Consider the following 23851-nt stretch of genomic DNA (forward strand, 5'->3'; position numbering starts at 1 on the left):
CGGTACATATTTGGACCACAGGAGATCGTAGTGCTCACCGATCCGCTCACCGCGGCGATAGCCGAGGCCGAGAAGCTCGTCGCCACAGCCCCGCACATCCGCACCGAACAGGACCTCGTCGAGGGATACGGATATCTGGCGGGCGGGATCTCGGCGTGCATCCACGCCACCTTCGCGTACAGCCGATCCCATCCGGTCTTCGTCACCGGCACCGGCCCCTACGCGAAGATGGGCCTCGACAATCCCGACACCCTGTACTGGGGCGCATCGATCCGCGACGACGCCGAGTACGTCGTCGCCGGGCGCCGCGGCACGACCTGCGATCTCAGTTTCCAGGTGCTGGCCGGCAACTACACCGACGCCGAGGTGCCCGGCAACGTCACGGCCTTCGACGACCGCGCGTTGACCATCGCCGACGACGGCACCTTCCAGGTGCGGTTCGGACCCGGCCCACGAGACCCGGAACGTAACTACTTCCCGCTCGCGCCCGGCTCGTCGCAGCTCGTGGTCCGCGAGGTCTACAGCGACTGGACGCAGCGCCGCGGCATGCTGAGCATCCACCGGCTCGACAGTCTCGGCACCCCGGCACCCGAACCCACCCACCAGGACGCGGTCACCCGTTACGAACGCGCCGGTCGCGCACTGGTCTCGCGGGTGAAGACCTGGCTGCAGTTCCCCGAGTGGTTCTACCTGAAGCTGCCGGTGAACACGGTCACCGAGCCGCGCCGCACCCCAGGTGGTCTCGACACGCAGTACTCATCCGTCGGGCACTACGAACTCGGCGACGACGAGGCGATGGTCCTGACCCTCCCGGCGAGCGACGCGCCCTATCTGGGCTTCCAGATCGGCAGCCTCTGGTACATCTCCCTGGACTACATCCACCACCAGACCTCCCTGAACAACAGTCAGGCGCAGGTCGATCCCGACGGGATGGTCCGGATCGTGGTCTCGGCCCGCGATCCGGGGCTGACCAATTGGGTCGAGACCCTCGGCCGCAGCCGCGGGATCCTGCAGTTCCGCTGGCAGCGCCTCGATCGCGAACTCACCGCAGCCGACGGCCCGACCGCCGAGGTGGTGCCGTTCGACCGGCTCTCCGAGGTCCTGCCCTTCCACGATTCGAACCGCATCACTCCCGAGGCCTGGGCGCAGCGCATCGCGGACCGTCAGCGGGGCGTCGCCGATCGGATGCTCGCATGAGCGCGGCAGCGGGACTGCTCCGCGACCGCGTCGTCGTGATCTCCGGTGTCGGCCCGGGACTGGGGCGCACCCTCGCGCTGCGGTGCGCCGAACAAGGCGCCGACGTGGTGCTCGCCGCCCGGACCCGGGAGCGGCTCGAGAAGGTTGCAGCGGAAGTCGAGAGCACGGGCCGCCGGGCCCTGGTCGTGCCCACCGACATCACCGACGACGAGTCCGCCGCCGCCCTTGTCGAGTCTGCGGTCTCGGAGTTCGGTGGTGTCGACGTGCTCGTCAACAACGCGTTCTCCGTTCCGTCGATGAAACTGTTGGCGCGCACCGACTTCCAGCAGATCCGGGACAGCGTGGAGCTCACCGTCCTCGGCGCGCTGCGGCTCACGCAGTTGTTCACCCCCGCCCTCGCCGAGTCGGCCGGCGCCGTGGTCAACATCAATTCGATGGTGCTGCGGCACTCCCAGGAACGTTACGGCAGTTACAAACTCGCGAAGTCGGCGTTGCTGGCGATGTCGCAGTCCCTGGCGACGGAACTCGGACCGCAGGGAATCCGGGTGAACTCCGTTGCACCGGGGTACATCTGGGGGCCGATCCTGCAGGGGTACTTCGAACACCAGGCGGGAAAGTACGGCACCACCGTCGAACAGATCTACGAGCACACCGCCGCCACCTCCGATCTGAAGCGTCTCCCGACAACCGAGGAAATCGCGGATGCGGTGATCTTCCTGGCCTCGCCGATGGCGTCGGCGATCACCGGCCAGTGCCTCGACGTCAACTGCGGCGAATACCACCACTGAACGGGAAAGCACATGAGCGAACGCACCACCGTCGGCACCGTCGAGGATCTGCACGCTTCCGCGACCCGCCTGACGAGCCTGACCGATTTCGGCGACGACGACTACCGTGACGGGCTCGAGGTCCTGCTCGAGTCGTATGCGCGGGACGAGAAGCTCACCCCGCTCGGCAGCAAGATGTCACGGGTCTTCCTGCGCGGCGCCCTCGTGGCGCGGTTGCTGTCGGAATCTGCCTGGTCTGCCCATCCCGAGCACGCGGACGTCCCGGTCACCCGGCCGATCTTCGTCACCGGCCTGCCCCGTACCGGCACGACGGCACTGCACCGCCTACTCGCCGCGGATCCCGCCCATCAGGGGCTCGAGATGTGGCTGACCGAGATGCCGCAACCGCGACCTCGTCGCGAGACCTGGGCGGAGAATCCCGTCTTCGCCGGGATCGAGGCCGGATTCGCACAGCACCACGTCGAGCATCCCGAATTCATGGGTGTGCACTACATGTCGGCCGCCGAGGTCGAGGAATGCTGGCAGTTGCTGCGCCAGTCGTTCCGCTCGATCTCCTACGAGTGCCTGGCCCACCTGCCCACCTATTCGCAGTGGCTCGCGGAGCAGGACTGGACCGCGGCCTATGCCCGGCACCGGAGGAATCTGCAGCTCATCGGACTGCCGGACGCCGACAAGCGTTGGGTGCTCAAGAATCCCAGTCATCTGTTCGCACTGGACGAACTGCTCACGGTGTATCCGGACGCGCTCGTCGTCGTCACCCATCGAGATCCGCGCACCGTGATCCCGTCGGTGTGCAGCCTCGCGGCGCAGGCCACAGAGGGATGGTCCGACGCGTTCGTCGGTGAGACGATCGGGCGCAGCCAGCTCGACCTCTGGGCACGGGGTTTCGATCATTTCACCGAGGTGCGCCGCCGGCACGATCCCGCCCGTTTCGTCGACGTGGACTACCGGGATTTCGTCGCCGATCCGCTCGGCACCGTCGGCGGCCTGTACGACCGGTTCGGTCTGCCGTTCACCGCGGAGGCCGAACGCGCGATGGCCGACCTGCACGAAGAAAGCCGCAGCGGGGCAAGGAAACCCGCGCACCGGTACACGCTCGAGGAGTTCGGGCTGAGTGTGGGCGAGGTCGACGAACGTTTCCGCGACTACGCGTACCGCTGAACCCGGCAGGAAAGGCACCGGAAACCGGTGTGCCCTGGCTACCTGCGCGTTCGTCCGTGGGATGATGGAGGCATGCCCGCACCACTCCCCCTCGACCCCATCGCCGAAGCCCACCGCCAGTGGACCGCCCACGGCTGGGGCGAAGTCGCGGACGGCATGGCCGCGGTCACCTCGGTGATGCGGGCACAGCAGATCATGATGGCGCGGGTCGAGGAGGTGCTCAAACCCTTCGGCCTGACCTTCGCCCGCTACGAACTGCTCACGCTGCTGCATTTCACCAGGTCGGGAGCATTGCCGATGGCGAAGGCCAGCGCGCGCCTGCAGGTGCACCCCACCAGCGTCACCAATGCCGTCGACCGGCTCGAGAAGGCCGGACTGGTCCGGCGTACCCCGCATCCGAGCGATCGACGGGCCACACTCATCGAACTCACCGACGAGGGACGGGCATTGGCGATCCAGGCGACGGAGAAGCTCAACACGGAGGTCTTCGCCCGGCCCGGCATTCCGGAGGAGCACATCGACACACTGCTGCGCATCATCGCGACGATGCGGCACGACGCCGGCGACTTCGACACCGGCGGTGCGCCTTCCAAGTGGTGAGGCGCGAGAGATTGCCGAGAAACGAGGAGGGCCACCCCGTTCGGGGCGGCCCTTCGTCGTGTACGGGTGGTGCGGATCAGGCGTGCTTGAACTCCGGCGCGCGCTTCTCGACGAAGGCCGCCATGCCTTCCTTCTGGTCGGCGGTGGCGAACGTCGAATGGAACACGCGGCGCTCGAACTTCACGCCCTCGGCCAGCGTCGTCTCGAAGGACCGGTTGACGGCCTCCTTCGCCATGATCGCAACCGGCAGCGACATCGACGCGATGGTCGTCGCCGTCTCGAGCGCCACGTCGAACAGTTCGGCGGCGGGAACGATGCGCGAGACGAGTCCGGCGCGCTCGGCTTCCTCGGCGTCCATGTTGCGGCCGGTCAGGCACATGTCCATGGCCTTGGCCTTACCCACGGCGCGGGTGAGACGCTGCGATCCGCCGATGCCCGGGATGACGCCGAGCTTGATCTCGGGCTGACCGAACTTGGCGGTGTCGGACGCGATGATGAAGTCGCACAGCATCGCCAGCTCGCAACCGCCACCGAGCGCGTAGCCCGACACCGCAGCGACGATCGGCTTGCGGACGGACGAGAGCCGATCCCACTGCGAGAACAGGTCTTCCGCGTAGACCTCGGCGAAGGTCTTCGGAGCCATCTCCTTGATGTCGGCGCCGGCGGCGAACGCCTTCTCCGAGCCGGTGAGCAGGATCGCACCGATCTCGTCGTCCGCGTCGAGTTCCTCGACGGCGGCGACGACCTCACGCATCAACTCGCTGTTGAGGGCGTTGAGCGCCTTCGGCCGGTTGAGGGTGACGATGCCGACGCGGCCTTTGCGGTCGAGCAGGATGGTCTCGAAATCGGTCACTGGCTGTCCTTCACGGTCGAGCGGTCTCGGATGTCGGTGATGATGGCGGAGAAGTCGAGTCCTCCACCACCCTCGGTGTTGAAACGATGGTAGAGCTCGGCTGCACGCAGTCCGAGTTCGGCCTCGACACCGTTGGCGCGCACCGCGTTCGCGGCCAGTCCGAGATCCTTGTCCATGAGCGCGGCCGCGAAGCCCGGCGTGTAGTCGTTGTTCGCGGGGGTGGTCGGGACGGGGCCCGGCACCGGGCAGTTGCTCGTCAGCGCCCAGCACTGACCGGACGCGTTGGACGCGACGTCGAACAGTGCCTGGTTGTCGAGGCCCAGCTTCTCACCGAGGACGAATGCCTCGCTGATGGCGATCATCGAGATGCCCAGGATCATGTTGTTGCAGATCTTCGCGGCCTGGCCGTTGCCCGACCCGCCGCAGTGGACGATCTTACGTCCCATGGCCTCGAGCAGCGGCTTCGCGGTGGCGAAGTCGTCCTCGCCGCCGCCGACCATGAACGCGAGGGTGCCTGCGGCGGCACCGGCGACACCGCCGGAGACCGGGGCGTCGACGGCACGGTGACCGGCCTTGCGTGCCCTCTCCGCCGCCGCGCGGGCATCGGCGACGTCGATGGTCGAGCTGTCGACGAACAACGTGTTCGCCTCGGCCGCAGGCAGGATCTCGTCGTACAGGTCGAGGACGAGCTTGCCGTTGGGCAGCATGGTGATCACGACCTGGGCGCCGCGCACCGCGTCGGTCGCGGTCTCGGCGACGGTGATGCCGTTCTTCGTGGCCTCTTCCTGCGCAGCGGGAACCGGGTCGTAACCGTTGACTGTGTACCCGGCGCGGACGAGGTTCGCGGCCATCGGCCCACCCATGTGTCCGAGGCCGAGGAAGGCGACGGTGGGAAGTTCACTCATCGGTCGTTCTCCTTGGGAGCGGCGAGCCCGAGTTCGAGATCGCCGAGCGGCTGGAAGTAGGCGTCGACGTCGGCCTCGGTGACATCGGCGAGGGTCGCCGGCGACCACTGCGGGTTGCGGTCCTTGTCGACGACCTGTGCGCGGATGCCCTCGACGAGGTCGTGCGACTTCAGCGAGGCGGTCGAGACCCGGAACTCTTCGTTCAGCACCTCTTCGAGGCTGCCGAGCTGCCGGGCGTGACGCAGCGAGCGGAGGGTCACCTTCAGCGCGACAGGCGATTTCGCGAGCACCTGGCCGGCGGTCTCCCGTGCCTCCGGAACATCGGAAGCCCGAAGGCGTTCGACGATCTCCTCGACGGTGTCGGCGGAGTACGCCGCGTCGATCCATTCGCGCTGCCCCAGCAGCGCCGATTCCGGTGCGGGCTGCGAGTATTCGGCGAGCGCGTCCTCGAGCGGGCCGGATTCGAGTGCGGCGACGAACTTGTCGAGCGAATCGGACGGCAGGTAGTGGTCGGCGAAGCCCAGGGTGACGGCGTCGCCGGCCTTCATCCGTCCGGTGGTCAGCGCGATGTGCGTGCCGATCTCGCCGGGGGTGCGCGAGAGCAGGTAGGTGCCGCCGACGTCGGGAACGAATCCGATTCCGGTCTCGGGCATCGCGATGCTCGAGCGTTCGGTGACGATCCGGACGTTGCCGTGCGCCGAGATCCCGACGCCGCCGCCCATGACGATGCCGTCCATGATCGCGATGTACGGCTTCGGGTAACGACCGATGGCGGCGTTGAGGATGTACTCGTCGCGCCAGAAGTCCTGCGATCCCGTGCCGCCGTCCTTGGCGTCGTGGTAGATCGAGACGATGTCGCCGCCGGCGCACAGGCCGCGCTCACCGGCACCGCGCACCAGCACGGCACGCACCGAATCGTCGTTCTCCCACGCGCTCAGGGCCTTCGACATCTCGAGGACCATGGCGTGGTTGAGGGCGTTGATGGCCTTGGGCCGGTTGAGCGTGATACGGCCGATGCCGTCCTTCACGTCGATGAGGATCTCGGGTTCCTGCCCGGTCATGCCGCTCCGTTCTGCGCTGCGGCCACCACGCTCCGCGCGACGACCACCCGCATGATCTCGTTGGTTCCTTCCAGGATCTGATGCACGCGCAGGTCGCGGACGATCTTCTCGATCCCGTACTCGGCAAGGTAACCGTATCCGCCGTGCAACTGCAGCGCCTCGTTCGCGACCTCGAAACCGGTGTCGGTGGCGAAGCGCTTGGCCATCGCGCACAGCTCCACGACGTCGTCGGCGCCACGGTCGAGAGCGTCGGCGGCACGCCACAGCATCGTGCGTGCGGCCTCGAGTTCGATCCGCATGTCGGCGAGGCGGAACTGCAGCGCCTGCGAGTCGAGCAGCCGCTCGCCGAATGCCTTGCGCTCGGCGAGGTAGGCGACCGCCCGGTCGAGGGCGGTCTGGCCGCCGCCCACCGAGCACGCGGCGATGTTGATGCGGCCGCCGTTGAGGCCGTGCATGGCGATCCGGAAGCCGCCGCCCTCGGTGCCGAGGAGGTTCTCGGCGGGCACGCGGGCGCCGTCGAGGATGACCTGGCGGGTGGGCTGCGCGTTCCAGCCCATCTTCTTCTCGTTGGCGCCGAAGGACAGCCCGGCGGTGTCCTTCGGGACGATGAACGCCGAAATACCGCGGGCGCCGGTATCGCCGGTGCGGGCCATGACCACGTAGACGTCGGACGTGCCGGCCCCGGAGATGAACTGCTTGACTCCGGTGAGCACGTACTCGTCGCCGTCACGAACGGCCTTGGTGCTCAGGGCCGCCGCATCGGATCCGGCGCCCGGCTCGGTGAGGCAGTAGCTCGCGAGGTGCTCCATCGTGCAGAGCTTCGGGATCCACTGCTTGCGCTGGTCGTCGTTGCCGAACTTGTCGATCATCCACGTGACCATGTTGTGGATGGAGATGTAGGCGGCGATGGACGGGCAACCCTTCGCGAGCTCCTCGAAGATGCGGACGGAGTCGAGGCGTCGCAGCCCCGATCCGCCCACGTCCTCGCGGACGTAGATCCCGCCCATGCCCAGTTCGGCGGCCTTGCGCAGCACGTCCACGGGGAAGTGCTTGCTCTGGTCCCATTCGACCGCGTTCGGGGCCAGATATTCGGTGGCGAAGTCCCGGGCGGTGTCGCGGATCGCCCGGTCGTCGTCGGTGAGAACGAACATCGATGGACCGCCTAGTTCATCGTCGGGATGACGAAGTGGTCGGTGTCGGCCACGTGCGCACCCTCGATGTCGCCTTCCTTGACACCGGACGGCCAGCGCTGCGTGACCGTCTTGGTCTTGGTGTAGAAGCGGAAGGCGTCGGGGCCGTGCTGGTTGAGGTCGCCGAAGCCGGAGGCCTTCCAGCCGCCGAAGGTGTAGTACGCGATCGGGACGGGGATCGGGACGTTGATGCCGACCATGCCGACCTCGACGCGGGCCGCGAAGTCGCGGGCGGTGTCGCCGTCGCGGGTGAAGATCGCGACGCCGTTGCCGTACTCGTGCTCGGTGGGCAGGCGCAGGGCGTCCTCGTAGTCGCGCGCACGCACCACGGTGAGCACGGGGCCGAAGATCTCCTCCTTGTAGATGGACATCTCGGGGGTGACCTTGTCGAACAGGGTGGCGCCCGAGAAGAAGCCGTTCTCGTGGCCCTCGAGGACGAAGTCGCGGCCGTCGACGACCAGCTCGGCGCCTTCTTCGACGCCCTGGGCGATGTAGCCGTGCACGCGGTCGCGGGCGGCGGCGGTCACGAGCGGACCGAAGTCGGCCTTCTCGTCGAAGCTGGTGCCGATACGCAGTTCGGCGATGCGCTCGGTGAGCTTGGCGACGAGACGATCCGCGGTCTCCTCGCCCACGGGGACGGCGACGGACAGCGCCATGCAGCGCTCACCGGCCGAGCCGTAGGCGGCGCCGACGAGTGCGTCCGCGACCTGGTCGAGGTCGGCGTCGGGCATGACGATCGCGTGGTTCTTCGCACCACCGAAGCACTGTGCGCGCTTGCCGTTCTTCGCGGCCGTTTCGTAGATGTACTGCGCGATGGGGGTCGAGCCGACGAAGCCGATCGCCTTGATGCGCGGGTCGTCGAGCAGGTAGTCGACGGCGCTCTTGTCGCCGTTGACGACGTTGAACACACCGGCGGGCAGGCCGGCCTCGAGGAACAGCTCGGCCAGGCGGAGCGGCACCGAGGGGTCGCGCTCGGAAGGCTTGAGCACGAACGCGTTTCCGGCGGCGAGCGCCGGGCCGGCCTTCCACAGCGGGATCATGGCCGGGAAGTTGAACGGGGTGATCCCGGCGACGACGCCGAGGGGCTGACGCATCGAGTACACGTCGATTCCACCGCCGGCGGACTCGGTGTACTCACCCTTGAGGAGGTGCGGGGCTCCGATGGCGACCTCGATCACCTCGAGGCCGCGCTGGATGTCGCCCTTCGCGTCGGGGACAGTCTTGCCGTGCTCGCTCGACAGAAGGTGGGCGAGCTCGTCCATGTTCTCCTGCACGAGGTACACGAACTTCATGAGGACACGCACGCGCTTCTGAGGATTCCAGGACGCCCACACCTTCTGCGCCTCGGCGGCGTTGGCGATGACGGCGTCGACCTCGGAGTCGGCCGCGAGCGGCACGCGAGCCTGGACCTCTCCGGTGTTGGGGGCGAAGACGTCGGCGAAGCGGCCGGAGGTGCCGGCGACGTGCTGCCCGCCGACGAAGTGGGTCAATTCTCGAACGCTCATGTCCGATCCCGTCCTTTACTGGTGTGCGATGACGTGGGGTGTGCGATTTCGGCACGAACGGGCCGAGGCCCGAAGTCTTCGCTCATCCTATAGTTGGAAGTCCACGTATGTCTACCGTCACACCGGACCGGATCGGCCGGCACCCTCACGCACGGTCGATGCGCGAGGGGCCGATGCTCGAGGGGCCGATATCAGCCCTCGGCGATCTGCTGCGCCTTCGCGTACGCCAGGTGCAGGAAGTCGGCTCCGGTCAGCGCCGCGAACGAACCCGCCACCAGACGCGTGAGATTCGGAGCGTAGACGCGGCCGAAGACCATCGCCGTCACCGTCCACAGGTCGAGGCAGAAGGGGCAGGCCAGCAGTTCCCCGACGGCGTGACGGACCCGCGACGACTTGCGGGGCTGCTCCATCACCTCGGCCGGACCACCGGGGCCGTCGAACTTCGTGAACGGTGCGCGGACGGGACTGGTCACCGCCGCCTTGCTCACGATCCGGGAGACCTTGTGGCTCGCGAGCGCGGTCACCACGAGATCGCCGGCATCGGGCTTCGGCATCGGCCGCCCGCGCTTTGCCGCGACGGCGCCGAGCGTGCCGACAGTGGTGAGGTACACGGACATGAGCACCGCATATCCACCAAGGGGTCGATCCTCCCCGTTCCGATAGGTGTCGGCCTCCTGCTGGACCGCATCGACCGCACGTTCGGCGTTCTCCCGCGCTGTCGACGATGCTTCCGGAGTCCGCATGAATCCTCCACTCGTGGCATGTGCTGTCGGTGGCGCGACCGGAGCCGTCACCTTCATGGGCGGCATACCCCGGGGACGGACGACACAACCACCGGCGACCGATCGAGGTCAACGCATGCGGCGGTAGAGATCCTCGAGGTCGATGATCCCCCGGATCACCACGGCTTCGTCGGTTCCGCCGGCCCGCAACGCGCGGCGCAGCAGCATCGGATCGAGGTCCTCGAGCGCGGGACGGAACCGTTCCGTGGGCAGCTCGGACAACTCGGTGTCGTCGCCGTAGAAGTCCCGCGCCGCGGCCACCTCTTCGTCGGCGTCCGCATCGTCGACGCCGCCGATCAGCGTCGCGAGGTCCACCCCGCGCAGGGTCAGGACCGCGAACGGTTGGTCGTCGACGTGTTCTGCGAGCAGGTAGGCGACGGCCGCGGCGTGCTTGCAGGGCCACCCGTCGTCGGGGCAGGTGCAGTCGAAGTCGAGTTCACCCGCGCGTCGCGGGAGGAGGGCCGATCCGAGTTCCTCGGGAAGGATGCCCGCCGCAAGTCGCGCCAGCATGCCCGGCGACGAGCGGACGAGCGAGACGAGCTCTCCCACCGCCTCCTCGTCGAGCGTGCGCACCCGCACCGCCGAGGTGAACGGGGTGAGTTGACTGCCCTGCACGTCGCCGACGGCCGCTCCGGGTTCGAGCCGCATGGAGATCACCTGGCCGGCGCGTGCATACGCACGGCCCCGCGTCAGTCGCCCCTTCTCGGCGACCTCCTCCATCGCCGAGATCAGTTCCTTCGACCACCAGCTGCGGCCGATCGAGCCCCGCTTGGTGCGCGCCTCGATGCCGCCGTCGATCCGGCGGGCCGTGCCGTAGCGGCGTACGTTGCCCCGTGCCATCTAGTCCCCCACCGCGTCGTCGCCGAGGGTGAGCAGGGAGTGCAGCTGATCGGTGGACAGCTCGGTGATCCAGTTCTCCCCTGCCCCGACCACGATCTCGGCCAGTTCCTGCTTGCCGGTGAGCATCTCGTCGATACGCTCCTCCACCGTTCCCACACAGACGAGCTTGCGGACCTGGACGTCGCGACGCTGCCCGATCCGGAACGCACGGTCGGTGGCCTGGTTCTCCACCGCCGGATTCCACCACCGGTCGAGATGCACGACGTGGTTGGCGGCGGTGAGGTTCAGTCCGGTGCCGCCCGCCTTGAGCGAGAGCACCATGATCGGCGGACCGCCCTCGCTCTGGAAGCCGTCGACCATCGCGTCGCGCCGGCCCTTGGACACTCCCCCGTGCAGGAAGGGCACCGTCGTGGCGAACCGCTCCTCGAGATAGGGCACGACGAGCTCACCGAACTCGCGGAACTGCGTGAACAGCAACACCTTCTCGCCGTCGGCCAGCACCGACTCGACAATGTCCTCGACCAGGCCGAGTTTGCCCGAGCGGTGCCGTCCGCGACGCAGGACGGGCGAGCCGTCGCCCAGATAGTGCGCGGGGTGGTTGCACACCTGCTTGAGCCGGGTCAGCGCCGCGAGCACCGCGCCCTTGCGGGCCATGCCCTCCTTGTCCCGGATCCGGCGCATCATGTCGTCCACGACGGCCCGATACAGGGCGGCCTGCTCGGCCGTGAGGTTGGCGCGCACGGTCTGCTCGAACTTCTCGGGCAGATCGGAGATCACGTCGGGGTCGGTCTTGACGCGGCGCATCACGAACGGTGCGGACAACGCCCGCAACCGCGCCGCAGCGACGGCGTCGTGGTCGCGCTCGATCGGCACCGCGAAGCGGGCCCGGAAGGACGCCGCGGTGCCGAGCAGGGACGGATTCGCGAAGTCCAGGATCGCGCGCAGTTCCTCGAGCCGGTTCTCCACCGGTGTGCCGGTGAGCGCGATCCGGTGCGCCGCGGGCACGGCGCGCGTGGCGCGGGACTGCGCGGTCGCGGTGTTCTTCACGTGCTGGGCCTCGTCGAGGACCACGCGTTGCCAGGTCAGCGTCGCGAGCTGCGCGACGTCGCGGGCGGCGATGGCGTAGGTCGTCACCACGAGATCGTGGTCGGCGGCAGCGGCGGCGAGCGCCGGTCCGCTCAGCCGCTGGGCGCCGTGGTGGACGTGCACCCGCAGGTCGGGCACGAACCGTTCGGCCTCACGCTGCCAGTTGCCCACCACCGACATCGGGCAGACCAGCAGGGTCGGGGCGTTCCGCAGGCCCGACTCTCGTTCGTGGGCGAGCAGCGCGAGCACCTGGATGGTCTTGCCCAGGCCCATGTCGTCGGCGAGCACGGCGCCGAGACCGAGCCGGCTCATGAACGCGAGCCAGTCGAGGCCGCGCTGCTGGTAGGGACGCAGTTCGGCGTTCAGTCCCGCCGGCACGGGGACGGGCTCGGGGTGCGCCTGCCCGTCGAGCAGCATCTCGACCCAGCCGGAGGCGGAGATCTCGGTGACCTCCGCGGGCGGAGCATCGTCGCCGGTGAACTGGGCGAACAACGACCCGAGGGTCGCATCCTCGGCGGAATGCGCGGTGACGTACCGGGCCGCGCGGGCCAGTGCCTCGGCATCTGCCCGCACCCACTTGCCGCGCAGCTTGACCAGGTCGCTGTTGGCCGCGACGAGCTCTTCCATCTCCGACGGGGTGAGCAGCATGTCGCCGACGGCGAGCTGCCATTCGTACGAGACGATCGCGCTCATCCCGACGACGCTGTCGTCGGCGCTCACGGGGGCGACGGGTGACTCGACCTGCAGACGCAGGGACGGATCGACCCGGGTCCAGGCGCGCGGCAGCAGCACCGCGATGCCCGCGGCGTCGAGCTCCCGGGCGCCGTGCTCGACGAGATCGACGACGACCGGGGTGGGCAGCAGCAGGTCGAGACTGTCGGGATCGCGGGGCACGTCCTGCAGGCGGGGATAGGCCTGGAGCGCGGTCCCGAGCTTGCGCACGCCGATCTGGAGCAGGTGCGGGTCGGTGTCCTCGACGGGCAGCGGCGTCGGGGACTGTCCCTCCGGACGCAGGCACACCTCGAGCCGCCAGATGGAGTCGGCTCCGACCCCGTCGTCGACGTCGTCCGGTTCGACGAGGCGCAGCACGAGGTCGGGTTCGTATCCGGCGAGGCTGGCGCGCCATTCCTCGAGCGCATCGGCCATGCGCTGGGTCCCGCGGGGATGGGGACTGCCCTCGGCCAGTGCAGCGACGAGGGGGTGCAGCGAGGTCGACGAGCCGTAGAGGGTGCGCACGATGGGGTCGGTCAGTTCGCGGCACAGATCGTCGAGGAGATCGACGGGCCGTCCGAGCTGTCGTTGCGCGGGAGACATCGCGGCCGCGAGTTCGGCGGACCAGGCCCGCGTCTTCTCGCCGCCGAGCAGGCGCCACCGCGCCCACCACTGCTTCTCGACACGCACGAGCTCCGGTGCGACGCGGCCGGCCTGCGCCCACCTCTCGATGCCACGGGCGACGTGCGCGAGATATCGCAGATCGCCGCCGACACCCCCGGGACGCCGCGGCATGTCCAGCAGAAGCTCGGCTGCGTCCGCCGGTGCGACCGCGACGGCGGGCAGCGTGCTCGGCTCGGTCTCCGTAGGGAAGGTGAGGGTGATGCGATGGCGGAACGGGCGGTCGATCCACCGGCGCAGCGCAGACGGCAGCGCGTCGGGATCGGGCTCTGCGGCGGGGTCCCACCACAGCATCAGGCCGGATCCCGGTGACCACAGCCCGTGCAACATGCCCACTATCGTGCCAGCCGCACCCGACCCCGATGGCAGGCTGGGTCCCATGGCGCGCGCATACGGCTTCGTGGAGTACGGCGGTCCGGAGACACAGCAGCTGTTCGACACCCCCGTCCCACCGCCCGGTCCGGGGCAGCTCCTCGTGGCAGTCCGGGCCGCGGGCGTGAATCCCGCCGACTGGAAGGTGCGGTCCGGACGGCGCACAGGCAGCGTCACGGTGCACTTCCCGGCGGTCCTCGGCCGGGAGGTCGCCGGTGTGGTGGAGGCCGCCGGTCCGGACACCGGCTTCCGGCCGGGCGACGCCGTTTTCGGGGCCACCGCGGAGGGCTACGGCGGCTACGCCGAGTACACCCTCGTCGACGCGCGGGCTGCCGCGCTCGTGCCCGAGTCGGTGCCGTTCGAGGTGGCGGCGACCCTCCCGGTCGCGGCCGGAACGGCCTTCGACATCGTCGAGCACCTCGAGATCGTCGATGCGGACACCGTCCTCGTCCTGGGTGCCGGTGGTGGCGTCGGGTCGGCGACGACGCGGCTCGCGCACGCCGCAGGTGCCGCTGTGCTCGGCGTGACGAGCGCGGGGAAACGGGAGCTCCTCGAATCGTGCGGCGGAATGTGGATCGAGTCCGGCGACGGGTTCGACGCGCGAGTCGCGGCCACCGCGGAACGGTGCGGGGCGGTGACCGCGGTCGTCGACCTCGTCGGCGGCGACGTACTCGAGCGGGCGGTCGCGCTGACGCGGGCGCCGGAACGGGTCGTGAGTGTCGCCGACCCTGCACGCGCGGAGGAGCTGGGCGGTTCGGGAATCACGCGGCGACGGACCCGGGAGGTGTTCGAGCAGGTCGTGGCGCTCGTCGAGCGTGGTGTTCTGACGCCGCGCGTCGAGCGGACCTTTCCGCTCACCGAGGCCGGGGCTGCGCTGGAACTCGTCGAGTCCGGGCACGCCGGCGGGAAGATCGTCGTCACCGTGCCCTGAAGATCCTGTCGGCAGGGCATGTCAGGATCGCCGCGTGCGTGGGGGGAACGCGACGTGGTGGGTGGCGGCAGTGGTGGTCGCGGTGGCGGTGTCCTGGTTGTGGGACCGCACCGCGCCGGGGTCCGGGACGGTGCCGGGCAGCCCCACCCGAGCCGAGGTGCATCTCCTGCTCGAGCAGGTGACGGTGGTCGATCAGCGCCGGAAGGTTCCCGGCTATCAGCGGGGCTGCGGCGCGGGCGAGCGATGCGTGTTCGGTCCGGCCTGGTCCGACGACCATCCCGGGGCCGGTGGGCACGACGGTTGCGACACCCGCAACAACGTCCTCGCGCGCGACCTCACCTCCCCCACCTTCCGGGCCGGCACCGACGACTGTGTCGTGACGAGTGGGGTCCTGAACGATCCGTACACCGGTGCGCGCGTGGAGTTCCGGCGTGCCGAGGCGAACGCCGTGCACATCGATCACATCTATCCGCTCGCCGCGGCCTGGGATCTCGGTGCCGCCGCATGGCCCGCCGAACGTCGACTCCGGTTCGCGAACGACATCACCTACAACCTCGTCGCTGTCGACGGGCAGGCCAACCTCGACAAGCGCGACGGCACGCCGGCCCAGTGGCTGCCACCGGCTCCCGGTTACCGCTGCTGGTTCGCCGGCCGGTACCTGACCGTGGCGGTGCGCTACGCGTTGCCGATCACGGTCGACGACCACCGTGCCTTGGTGGGCGCGGCGGAGTCGTGCCCGTGACATCATCGCGACCAGCAGTCTCCCCGCCTGGCAGATGCCGTTGACGGCGGAGATGACGAGGGCGGCGAGGTCGGGATCGGAATCGACCAGTCGCACCGCACGTTCGGGTCCGCAGTACATCGCCGGGGTGAACGCGTTGCGCGCTGCGGGCCGGTCGATGATGCACCAGACGATCGCGCCTTCCCGTTCGAATCTCAGTCCTCCTGCACCCAGATCGTCTCCCTTGCATCGGACAGTATCTTGTTCTTTGTTGTGAGAACAACGTGCTCTCCTGAGAAAATCGCTGTTTCCGAACATGTAGGGTCTACGGTGAGCAAATGCTCGAGCGCATCTCCAAGGACACCCGGCTGTGCATCTCGATGTCCGGCCGTCCCAGCAACATCGGCACCCGGTTCCACAACCATCTCTACGAGGAACTCGGCCTCGACTTCGTCTACAAGGCGTTCGCGCCCGTGAACATCGAGGACGCCGTGGCGGGGATACGCGGCCTGGGCATCCGCGGCGCCGGGGTGTCGATGCCGTTCAAGGAAGCCGTGCTGCCCCTCGTCGACGTGCTGCACGATTCGGCGCGGGCCATCGAGTCCGTGAACACGATCGTCAACGACGACGGCGTCCTGCACGCTTACAACACCGACTACCAGGCGGTGAGCGATCTGCTCGTCGAGCACGGCGTCGATTCCGCCCTGCCCGTCACGGTGGTGGGCAGCGGCGGCATGGCGAAGGCGGTGACAGCGGCGCTGCGCCACAACGGATTCACCGACGGAACGATCGTCGCGCGCAACGAGGACACCGGACGGCCGCTCGCGCGCAAGTACGGCTACGAATGGCGCGCCGACACGAGCGACGTCGCACCCGGGCTGATCGTCAACGCCACTCCGATCGGGATGGCGGGCGGTGCCGAATCGGTCGACCTGCCGCTGCCCCACGACTTCGTCGCCGCAGCGTCGACGGTCTTCGACGTCGTGGCCGTGCCGCCGGACACCCCGCTCGTCCGATTCGCCCGCGAGCACGACATCCCGGTGATCACGGGCGACGAGGTCATCGCGCTGCAGGCGGCACTGCAGTTCGAGCTCTACACGGGAGTGACCCCGACGCGCGAGCAGGTGCGCCGCGCGTCGGAGTACTCCCGTTCCTGAACGGTCGGGACCGAGGAGGACTCGGCCGTCAGACGATATGGCCCTGTTCGAGACCGTCGAGCACCACGGCGGCGGCATCGACCGCGACGGTCATCTCGACGCGGATGATGTCGTGCGTGGCGGGGGTTCTGCAGATCGAAGTTGTTGACCCACGCGGCCGTTCGCGCCGACTGGAACACGAACGTGGTGGTCTCGGTGTCGCCCCCAGGTCGCCGACGAACCAGCCGGTGAAGAACGGGCCGAGGTCGACGCCGTAGGTCGCCTCGCACTCGCCGGCGATCACCGGTGCGGCCTCGACGAGGTGGGCGACGATCGCTCCGAGCAGGGTCGCCAGGACTGCAGCACCTACCGTGGCAGCCGTACGACCTCGGGCGAAGTGTTTCATTTGCGTTGATTTGCCGGCCTTTTCTCCGGGATGCTCCGCGAGTCCCATTCACGACCGGTGGTCCCGCCTCCGGAGTGCAGTTCTCGTCGGCGATGTTGCGAATCGTCGACGAGAACTGCGCATCGGCCGGCGGATCGCCGCTCAACTGCCGGTGGCGACCTCCCGCTTCGGATCCGCCGACCACTGCGACCACGAACCCGGATACAGCGCGGCGTCGATGCCCGCGATCTCGAGCGCGGCGATCTCGTGTGCGGCGTTGATTCCCGATCCGCAGTACACGGCGACGTCGGTGCGCTTCACGCCCAGCGTCGAGAAGCGGTGCGCGATCTGATCCGCGGGCAGGAACGACCCGTCCTGACGGAGGTTCTCGGTGGTCGGCGCGCTGACTGCGCCGGGGATGTGGCCCGCCCGGCGATCCACCGGCTCCTCGTCGCCGCGGTACCGCGCGTGGGCGCGCGCATCGAGCAGAACTCCGTGGGTCGCGTAGGTCGCGGCCTCATCGGGACCGATGGTGGGCATGTGGCCGGGGCTCAACGTCACGTTGCCGGGCTTCTTCTCGCCGCCCGGTCCTGCGGCGAGAGGGTGCCCGCCGGCGATCCACGCCTGCAGTCCGCCGTCGAGCAATCGCACCTCGGAGTGCCCCGCCCAGCGCAACAGCCACCACGCGCGGGCCGCGGCGAGATCGCCGCTGTCGTCGTATGCGACGACGAGAGCACCGTCGTCGATCCCCCACCGGCGTGCGATGGCCTGGAAACGGTCGATGTCGGGCAGCGGATGACGACCGAGCTCAGGTGCGGGCGGATCGGCGAGATCCTCGTCCAGGTCGACGTAGACCGCTCCGCTGATGTGCCCCTCATGGAATCGGTCCCGTCCGTGTCTGTCGCCGAGTGCCCAGCGGACGTCGAGTATCACCGGCGACCGGCCCTGCTCGATCATCTCGGCGAGTTCGACGGTGGAGAGAAGAACGGGGGTATCGGACATGACCCGATCCTGACACGAACGGCACACGCCGTTCCGGCTTTGGGGCGACACGCCGTGCGTGCCGGGACGACCCCGGCGGGCGGACACGCCCTGTGCACGTCCGATTCGGGGGTTTTGCGTCTCGGTTCGGGATTGGCGCGGGGGTTGGTCTGATTTGACGTGCGGAGAGCACTATCGTCGAGACGTGAGCAACCGCCAACCGACGAGCCCAGCCGCCCCGCCTGAGCCGGAGCAGTTCCCGGTGTTGTGGCCCATGCAGACGCGTTGGGCCGACAACGACCATTACGGCCACGTCAACAACGTCACGTACTACTCGTACTTCGACTCGGCGGTCAACGGGTGGCTCATCTCCACCACCGGTGTCGACATCCGCGAACTCGACGCGATCGGGGTCGTGGCCGAGACCTCCTGCCGCTATCTCGCCGAGCTGTCCTTCCCCGACCGCCTGCAGGTCGGACTGGCGGTCGAACGTCTGGGCACACAGTCGATCACCTATTCGCTCGCAATCTTCCGGGAGGCCGACGACACCCTGATCCCGGCGGCGACCGGCCGGTTCGTCCACGTCTACGTCGATCCGCAGACGCGCCGCCCCGTCCCGATCCCCGATCAGATCCGCAAGGCCGCCGCCCAGTTGGCCACCCCGAACGCGGGCCGCTAGTGCTCTAGGTCGCCTCGTCTCCGCTGCGCCCGGCGGCCCGGTTCAGCAGCGGAGCTGTGCGCTGCGGGACGAGGTCCTGCATGACCAGCGACATGTCCGTGCGTTCGACGCCGCGGATCTTCAGGATCCGGCCCGCGAGCCGATAGAGGTCGTCGGCGTCACGGGCGACCACCTTCACCGACAGGTCGATCTGCCCGGTCAGCCCGTAGACCTCGGTGACCTCGGGGATCTGTGCGAGTTCGTCGACGACCTCGTCGAGACGGTGCTGATCGACGCGGGTGGCCACGTAGGCGGCAAGCGGATAACCCAGGCTGACGGGATCCACCCGCCGGTCGAACGAGGCGAGCACGCCCTCGGCCTCCCATCGGGCAAGGCGCGCCTGGACGGTATTGCGGGACAACCCGAGACGCTGCGCCAGCTCGACTCCCGTGGCCCGTGGTGTGCGCGTGAGTTCGAGCAGCAGACGCGCATCGGTGGCATCCAGACTGGTCATTTTCCGCAGTCTGCCAGCTAGGAGCACCCCGAAACCGTGCTTTCTGCACGGTTGGGAGCGGATCGATTGCGCACGCGCGAATTGCCCGGATGATGTGATGTACGGCACACATCATCCGGTCGGGCCTCACGAGGGCACGCTGGATCCGCACCGACGAGGTGATCCGATGGTTGTACCGACCGCTTATCCGGTCCAGTTGATCCAACCCGACGGGCGACGCGTCCTCGACACCGAGTACGGCCCACTCGTCGCCGACGTCGGCCCCGACGAACTGCGCGGGCTCTACCGCGACATGGTCGTCGCGCGACGCGTCGACGCTGAGGCGACGGCTCTCCAACGGCAGGGTGAGCTCGGCCTCTGGGCGCCGCTCCAGGGCCAGGAGGCCGCGCAGGTCGGCTCCGCCCGGGCACTCGCGCCCGACGACTACGTCTTCACCAGCTACCGCGAGCACGCCGTCGCATTGTGCCGCGGCGTCGACCCCGCCGACATGACCCGCCTGTGGCGTGGGTGCGGCCTGTCCGGATGGGATCCGCAGACGGTCGCCACCACCAACCCGGCCATCGTCGTCGGAGCCCAGGGCCTGCACGCCACCGGTTACGCGATGGGCGCGAAGCTCGACGGAGCCGAGATCGCCACCGTCGTGTACTTCGGCGACGGCGCCACGAGCCAGGGCGACCTCTCGGAGGCCATGGTCTTCTCCGTCAGCTGGGGCGTCGGCGTGGTGTTCATCTGCCAGAACAACCACTGGGCGATCAGCGTGCCCACCCACGTGCAGAGCCCGGTCCCCCTCGCCCGGCGCGCCGCCGGATTCGGGATGCCGGCCGTGCAGGTCGACGGCAACGATGTTCTCGCAGTCCTGGCGGTGACCCGGCGTGCCGTCCGGCACGCCCGCGAGGGTGCCGGTCCGTTCTTCATCGAGGCACTCACCTACCGCATGGGCCCGCACACGACCTCCGACGACCCCACCCGCTACCGAACACCCGCCGATCTCGAGGAGTGGCAGGCACGCGACCCCATCGATCGGCTGCGACGACTGCTCGAACGCGAAGGGCACGCCGACGACGACTTCTTCGACGAGGTCCGGACGGCCGCCGACGACACCGCGATGCGGCTCCGGCGCGGCACGCTCGGGATGCCCGACCCCGAACCCGCCGCCCTGTTCGACCACGTCTACACCACCGAGCATCCGCTCGTCGAACAGGAACGCGCGGACTACGCCGAATATCTGGCGAGTTTCGGCCCCACGGAGGAGGCGCGACGATGACCACCACGACGATGACCCTCGGCGGTGCCCTCAACGCCGGACTCCGCCGCGCACTCGAACGCGACCCCAAGGTCGTCATCATGGGTGAAGACGTCGGCACCCTCGGCGGCGTCTTCCGCATCACCGACACCCTGCAGAAGGATTTCGGTGAAGGTCGTGTGATCGACACTCCCCTCGCCGAATCCGGGATCGTGGGAACGGCGTTCGGGATGGCGCTGCGCGGCTACCGACCCGTGTGCGAGATCCAGTTCGACGGCTTCGTCTATCCGGCCTTCGACCAGATCGTCTCGCAGGTCGCGAAGATCCACTACCGCACGGCCGGTGCCGTGGTGGCCCCGCTCACCGTCCGGATCCCCTACGGCGGCGGCATCGGTGCGGTCGAACATCATTCGGAATCACCGGAGGTGTACTTCACCCACACCGCGGGTCTGCGGGTCGTGAGCCCGAGTACCCCGTCTGATGCGTACTCGATGATCCAGCAGGCCGTCGCGCTCGACGACCCGGTGATCTTCCTCGAACCGAAGCACCGCTACTGGGAACGCGGTGAGATCGACACGGAGACCGCACCCGACCTGCCGCTCACGTCCGCGCGGGTCGTCCGGTCCGGTTCGGACGCGACGATCGTGACCTTCGGTGCGCTGGTCGCTACCGCGCTACGCGCAGCCGACATCGCCGAAGCGGAAGGACATTCGCTCGAGGTCGTCGATCTGAGGTCGCTGTCCCCCATCGACTTCGACACGATCGAGGCGTCGGTGCGGCAAACCGGCCGGCTCGTCGTCGTGCAGGAGGCGCCGGTCTTCTGCGGCATCGGCGCGGAGATCGCCGCCCGCACGACCGAGCGGTGCTTCTACCAACTCGAGGCACCGGTCCTGCGGGTCGGCGGATTCGACATCCCCTACCCCCCGGCCAAACTCGAATCCCACCACCGCCCCGACCCGGATCGCATCCTCGACGCGGTCGACCGCGCACTCGCAGCGTGAGGCGCACCGATGACGAATCCCGCCCGCGCAGTACAGGAATTCCGTCTCCCCGATCTCGGTGAGGGACTCACCGATGCGGACTGGGTGCACTGGGCCGTCGCGGTCGGCGATCGTGTCGAACTCAACCAGGTCATCGGGGAGGTCGAAACCGCCAAGGCCACGGTGGAACTGCCGTCGCCCTATGGCGGCACGGTCGAGGAACTGCTGGTCGAGCCGGGACAGACGGTGCCGGTCGGGGCACCCCTGCTGCGGATCGCCACCGAGGACGGACCCGCCGAGCCGGCCGGTGACAGCGGCGGCCCGTCCCGACCGTCGGTGCTCGTCGGATACGGACCCGGCGACGCCCCGCAGAGCAGACGTGCGACCCGCCGTGCCTCGGCGGACGCCGGTCGTGCCCGCGACGGTGATCCCCCTCCCGCACGACCCGACGCGAAGCCCGGCGCACGCAAACTCGCGGCTCTCCTCGAGGTCGATCTGGACACGGTGACGGGCACCGGCCGCGGCGGTGTGATCACGCGCGACGACGTGCGGCGCACCGCCGGACACGGCGACGAACCTACCGCAGGCCACGGCGAAGAACCCACCGCCGAACGACCACACTCACCCGCCCCTGAGGCGTCCCCCGAACGGACCACACGGATACCCGTCGGAGGGGTGCGCAAGCGGACCGCCGAGGCAGTCTCCCGCAGCGCCTTCACCGCCCCGCACGCGAGCGTCTTCCTCACGTGCGACGCGACCGCCACCGTCGACCTGGTGTCGACCCTGCGCGCGTCGTCGGCCTTCGAAGGCGTCCGTCCGACGGCGCTGAGCATCGTCACCCGCGCGCTGTTGCACGCGATCGCTGACGAGCCGTCGCTCAATGCGCACTGGGACGACGACACGGGCGAGATCGTGCTCCACCACGACGTGCATCTCGGGATCGCCACTGCGACCTCCGACGGCCTGAAGGTCCCCGTGGTCCGGGAGGCCCAGCGCCTGTCGTTGCCGCGTCTGGCCCGGTCGATCGCCGAGGTCGCCGACCGCGCGCGGACGGGCCGCTCCACGCCGTCCGAGCTGACGGGTTCGACGGTCTCGGTGACGAACGTCGGGGTGTTCGGGGTGGACGGGGGAACACCGATCCTCAATCCCGGCGAGTCGGCGATCCTCGCCGTCGGAGCGATCTCCGACCGCCCGTGGGTCGTGGACGGTGCTCTCGCGATCCGGAAGGTGGTCACGTTGTCGCTGTCGTTCGACCATCGGCTCGTCGACGGGGAGCAGGCGGGACGGGCACTCGCGACGATCGGTGCGTTCCTCGGCGATCCCGTGCCCATGCTGCTCGCCGATACGTAGGGGCCGCGAACGCTCGGTAGCGTGCCTCCACGTGGTGGATTCGCAGCGGACGACGGACCGGCTCACGCACGCCCGGGCGGCGGTGTTCGCGATCTTCGGGCTCAACGGCTTCCTGCTCGCCCTGTGGGTCGTCCACATCCCGGCGATCCGGGAACGGGTGGGCATCGATCACGCGGCACTCGGATCGTTGCTGTTGCTGCTCGCCCTCGGGGCGCTCGGCGGGATGCACGTGACGGGTCGGCTCGCCGACCTGATCGGTAGCCACCGCACGACGATCGTCTTCGTTCTGATGCTGTCTCTGACGGTGGTCGGGCCGGGCCTGGCCGCGGCGCCGTGGCAGCTCGGACTCGCTCTCGCAGTGTTCGGTTTCGCGAACGGCGCGCTGGACGTGTCGATGAACTCCCAGGCGGTCGTGGTCGAACAGCGGTACCGGCGACCGATCATGTCGGCCTTCCACGGGTTGTTCTCCGCGGGCGGGATCGCCGGGTCGCTGGTGGGCGCGGCCGCCCTGGCCGCCGGGGTTCGCCCCGCGCTCACGCTCGCGGTCGCCGGGGTCGTCGCGGCCGCGGTGGTGGGCCGGGCGGGGCCGCGCCTCGTCCGGACGGAGCCGCCGATCCGATCGTCGTCACCGGGGCCCCGGGCCGGTTACTCGCGCCGCGTGGTGCTGCTCGGAGGTGTGGCGTTCGCGCTGATGCTGTGCGAGGGGGTCGCGAACGACTGGAGCGCGCTGCAGGTGCAGGAACGGCTCGGCAGTCCGGAGTCGGTGGCCGCGCTCGCGTTCGGTGCGTTCTCGGCGACCATGACGATCGGGCGCTTCGTCGCCGACCGGGTCACCGCCCGGTTCGGCAGCGCCGCCGTCATCCGGTACGGAACGCTGGTCGCCGCGGTCGGGATCGGCGCCGTGGCACTGTCGCCGTGGCTGGTCCTCACACTCGCCGGATGGGCATTGTTCGGCCTGGGGTTGTCCGGTGCCCTCCCGCAGCTGTTCAGCGCCGCGGGCAATCTCGATTCGGGATCCCCCGGCGCGAACATGTCCCGCGTCGTCGGTCTGGGTTATCTGGGTTTCCTGGCCGGCCCTGCGTGCATCGGATGGATCGCCGAGGCGACCTCCCTCACGACGGCGATGGTCGTACCGCTCGCATGCGTGCTCCTCGCCGCACTGCTGGCTCCCGTACTGACGCCGACGGCGCCCACGCGGTGATCCGCGTGGGCGCCGTGAC

The 23851-nt window shown here is 69.1% G+C and carries 23 protein-coding genes and 1 pseudogene; 12 read left to right on the forward strand and 12 right to left on the reverse strand.

All coding sequences use genetic code 11. The features are described from left to right. The first annotated feature begins 30 nt into the window (after positions 1-30). The 4 genes from NVV99_RS20765 to NVV99_RS20780 all read left to right on the forward strand — a co-directional run bounded on the left by NVV99_RS20765 (position 31) and on the right by NVV99_RS20780 (position 3746). Complete coding sequence (locus NVV99_RS20765; RefSeq protein WP_006552567.1) at positions 31-1197, forward strand: hypothetical protein; 1167 nt, start codon at positions 31-33, stop codon at positions 1195-1197. Continuing rightward, on the forward strand, positions 1194-1985 hold the full coding sequence (locus tag NVV99_RS20770) for an SDR family oxidoreductase (RefSeq protein WP_024103690.1): 792 nt from the start codon (positions 1194-1196) through the stop codon (positions 1983-1985). Before NVV99_RS20765 ends, NVV99_RS20770 begins: the two co-directional genes overlap by 4 nt. Positions 1986-1997: 12 nt before the next feature. After that, entirely contained in the window at positions 1998-3146 is a 1149-nt protein-coding gene (locus tag NVV99_RS20775; protein WP_024103689.1) for a sulfotransferase, read from the forward strand. Positions 3147-3218: 72 nt separating this feature from the next. Next, complete coding sequence (locus tag NVV99_RS20780; RefSeq protein WP_006552564.1) at positions 3219-3746, forward strand: MarR family winged helix-turn-helix transcriptional regulator; 528 nt, start codon at positions 3219-3221, stop codon at positions 3744-3746. 76 nt (positions 3747-3822) lie between these two features. Here the strand turns inward: NVV99_RS20780 and NVV99_RS20785 are convergent, their stop codons facing one another. From NVV99_RS20785 to NVV99_RS20820, 8 genes are all read right to left on the reverse strand, one after another. Further along, the gene (locus NVV99_RS20785) at positions 3823-4599 is read right to left on the reverse strand and encodes an enoyl-CoA hydratase (protein WP_024103688.1); all 777 of its coding nucleotides are present in this window, start codon (positions 4597-4599) and stop codon (positions 3823-3825) included. Beyond that, the gene (gene mmsB / locus NVV99_RS20790; RefSeq protein WP_024103687.1) at positions 4596-5504 is read right to left on the reverse strand and encodes a 3-hydroxyisobutyrate dehydrogenase; all 909 of its coding nucleotides are present in this window, start codon (positions 5502-5504) and stop codon (positions 4596-4598) included. Before mmsB ends, NVV99_RS20785 begins: the two co-directional genes overlap by 4 nt. Continuing rightward, positions 5501-6565 carry an enoyl-CoA hydratase/isomerase family protein gene (locus NVV99_RS20795; protein WP_024103686.1) on the reverse strand — a complete coding sequence of 355 codons (1065 nt, stop codon included), beginning with the start codon at positions 6563-6565 and terminating at the stop codon, positions 5501-5503. The genes mmsB and NVV99_RS20795 overlap by 4 nt, the downstream gene beginning before the upstream one ends. Continuing rightward, positions 6562-7716 carry an acyl-CoA dehydrogenase family protein gene (locus tag NVV99_RS20800; RefSeq protein WP_024103685.1) on the reverse strand — a complete coding sequence of 385 codons (1155 nt, stop codon included), beginning with the start codon at positions 7714-7716 and terminating at the stop codon, positions 6562-6564. Before NVV99_RS20800 ends, NVV99_RS20795 begins: the two co-directional genes overlap by 4 nt. An 11-nt stretch (positions 7717-7727) precedes the next feature. Further along, on the reverse strand, positions 7728-9260 hold the full coding sequence (locus tag NVV99_RS20805) for a CoA-acylating methylmalonate-semialdehyde dehydrogenase (protein ID WP_006552559.1): 1533 nt from the start codon (positions 9258-9260) through the stop codon (positions 7728-7730). Positions 9261-9451: 191 nt separating this feature from the next. Next, entirely contained in the window at positions 9452-10003 is a 552-nt protein-coding gene (locus tag NVV99_RS20810) for a DUF1360 domain-containing protein (RefSeq protein ID WP_006552558.1), read from the reverse strand. Between the two features lie 108 nt (positions 10004-10111). Continuing rightward, positions 10112-10882 (reverse strand): SWIM zinc finger family protein, encoded by a 771-nt coding sequence (locus NVV99_RS20815; protein WP_024103684.1) that lies wholly within the window; start codon positions 10880-10882, stop codon positions 10112-10114. Next, positions 10883-13690 (reverse strand): DEAD/DEAH box helicase, encoded by a 2808-nt coding sequence (locus NVV99_RS20820; RefSeq protein ID WP_024103683.1) that lies wholly within the window; start codon positions 13688-13690, stop codon positions 10883-10885. A gap of 49 nt (positions 13691-13739) precedes the next feature. On the opposite strand from NVV99_RS20820, the gene NVV99_RS20825 reads away from it, so the two are divergent. Continuing rightward, entirely contained in the window at positions 13740-14663 is a 924-nt protein-coding gene (locus tag NVV99_RS20825) for an NADP-dependent oxidoreductase (RefSeq protein WP_024103682.1), read from the forward strand. Positions 14664-14733: 70 nt separating this feature from the next. After that, entirely contained in the window at positions 14734-15405 is a 672-nt protein-coding gene (locus NVV99_RS20830) for an HNH endonuclease family protein (RefSeq protein WP_006552554.1), read from the forward strand. On the opposite strand, the pseudogene NVV99_RS20835 reads toward NVV99_RS20830, so the two are convergent. Beyond that, positions 15403-15618, reverse strand: a pseudogene (locus tag NVV99_RS20835) (enoyl-CoA hydratase/isomerase family protein); the annotation flags it as partial. The gene NVV99_RS20830 and the pseudogene NVV99_RS20835 sit on opposite strands and share 3 nt — an antisense overlap. 104 nt (positions 15619-15722) lie before the next feature. Between NVV99_RS20835 and NVV99_RS20840 the strand changes: the two are divergent. Then, positions 15723-16541, forward strand: a complete 819-nt coding sequence (locus NVV99_RS20840) for a shikimate 5-dehydrogenase (protein WP_024103681.1) — start codon at positions 15723-15725, stop codon at positions 16539-16541. A gap of 28 nt (positions 16542-16569) precedes the next feature. On the opposite strand, the gene NVV99_RS20845 is transcribed toward NVV99_RS20840, so the two are convergent. Continuing rightward, positions 16570-16926 carry a hypothetical protein gene (locus NVV99_RS20845; protein WP_024103680.1) on the reverse strand — a complete coding sequence of 119 codons (357 nt, stop codon included), beginning with the start codon at positions 16924-16926 and terminating at the stop codon, positions 16570-16572. Positions 16927-17067: 141 nt separating this feature from the next. After that, positions 17068-17907 (reverse strand): sulfurtransferase, encoded by an 840-nt coding sequence (locus tag NVV99_RS20850; RefSeq protein WP_006552551.1) that lies wholly within the window; start codon positions 17905-17907, stop codon positions 17068-17070. 184 nt (positions 17908-18091) lie between these two features. Between NVV99_RS20850 and NVV99_RS20855 the strand changes: the two genes are divergently transcribed. Then, positions 18092-18565, forward strand: a complete 474-nt coding sequence (locus NVV99_RS20855) for a thioesterase family protein (RefSeq protein WP_024103679.1) — start codon at positions 18092-18094, stop codon at positions 18563-18565. 4 nt (positions 18566-18569) lie between these two features. Here the strand turns inward: NVV99_RS20855 and NVV99_RS20860 are convergent, their stop codons facing one another. Continuing rightward, positions 18570-19058 carry an Lrp/AsnC family transcriptional regulator gene (locus NVV99_RS20860; RefSeq protein WP_019288945.1) on the reverse strand — a complete coding sequence of 163 codons (489 nt, stop codon included), beginning with the start codon at positions 19056-19058 and terminating at the stop codon, positions 18570-18572. A 166-nt stretch (positions 19059-19224) separates the two neighbouring features. Here NVV99_RS20860 and pdhA point away from each other — a divergent pair, with 166 nt between their 5' ends. The 4 genes from pdhA to NVV99_RS20880 are packed head-to-tail and all read left to right on the forward strand — an operon-like array spanning position 19225 to position 23832. After that, positions 19225-20322, forward strand: a complete 1098-nt coding sequence (gene pdhA / locus NVV99_RS20865; protein ID WP_024103678.1) for a pyruvate dehydrogenase (acetyl-transferring) E1 component subunit alpha — start codon at positions 19225-19227, stop codon at positions 20320-20322. Then, a complete protein-coding gene (locus tag NVV99_RS20870) occupies positions 20319-21302 on the forward strand; it encodes an alpha-ketoacid dehydrogenase subunit beta (protein ID WP_024103677.1) in 984 nt (327 codons plus the stop codon). The genes pdhA and NVV99_RS20870 overlap by 4 nt, the downstream gene beginning before the upstream one ends. A 9-nt stretch (positions 21303-21311) precedes the next feature. Further along, a complete protein-coding gene (locus tag NVV99_RS20875; RefSeq protein WP_024103676.1) occupies positions 21312-22631 on the forward strand; it encodes a dihydrolipoamide acetyltransferase family protein in 1320 nt (439 codons plus the stop codon). Between the two features lie 31 nt (positions 22632-22662). Further along, positions 22663-23832 carry an MFS transporter gene (locus NVV99_RS20880; RefSeq protein WP_024103675.1) on the forward strand — a complete coding sequence of 390 codons (1170 nt, stop codon included), beginning with the start codon at positions 22663-22665 and terminating at the stop codon, positions 23830-23832. Positions 23833-23851: the final 19 nt, after the last annotated feature.

Source organism: Rhodococcus sp. PAE-6, assembly GCF_025290685.1.
Lineage (GTDB): Bacteria > Actinomycetota > Actinomycetes > Mycobacteriales > Mycobacteriaceae > Rhodococcus > Rhodococcus pyridinivorans.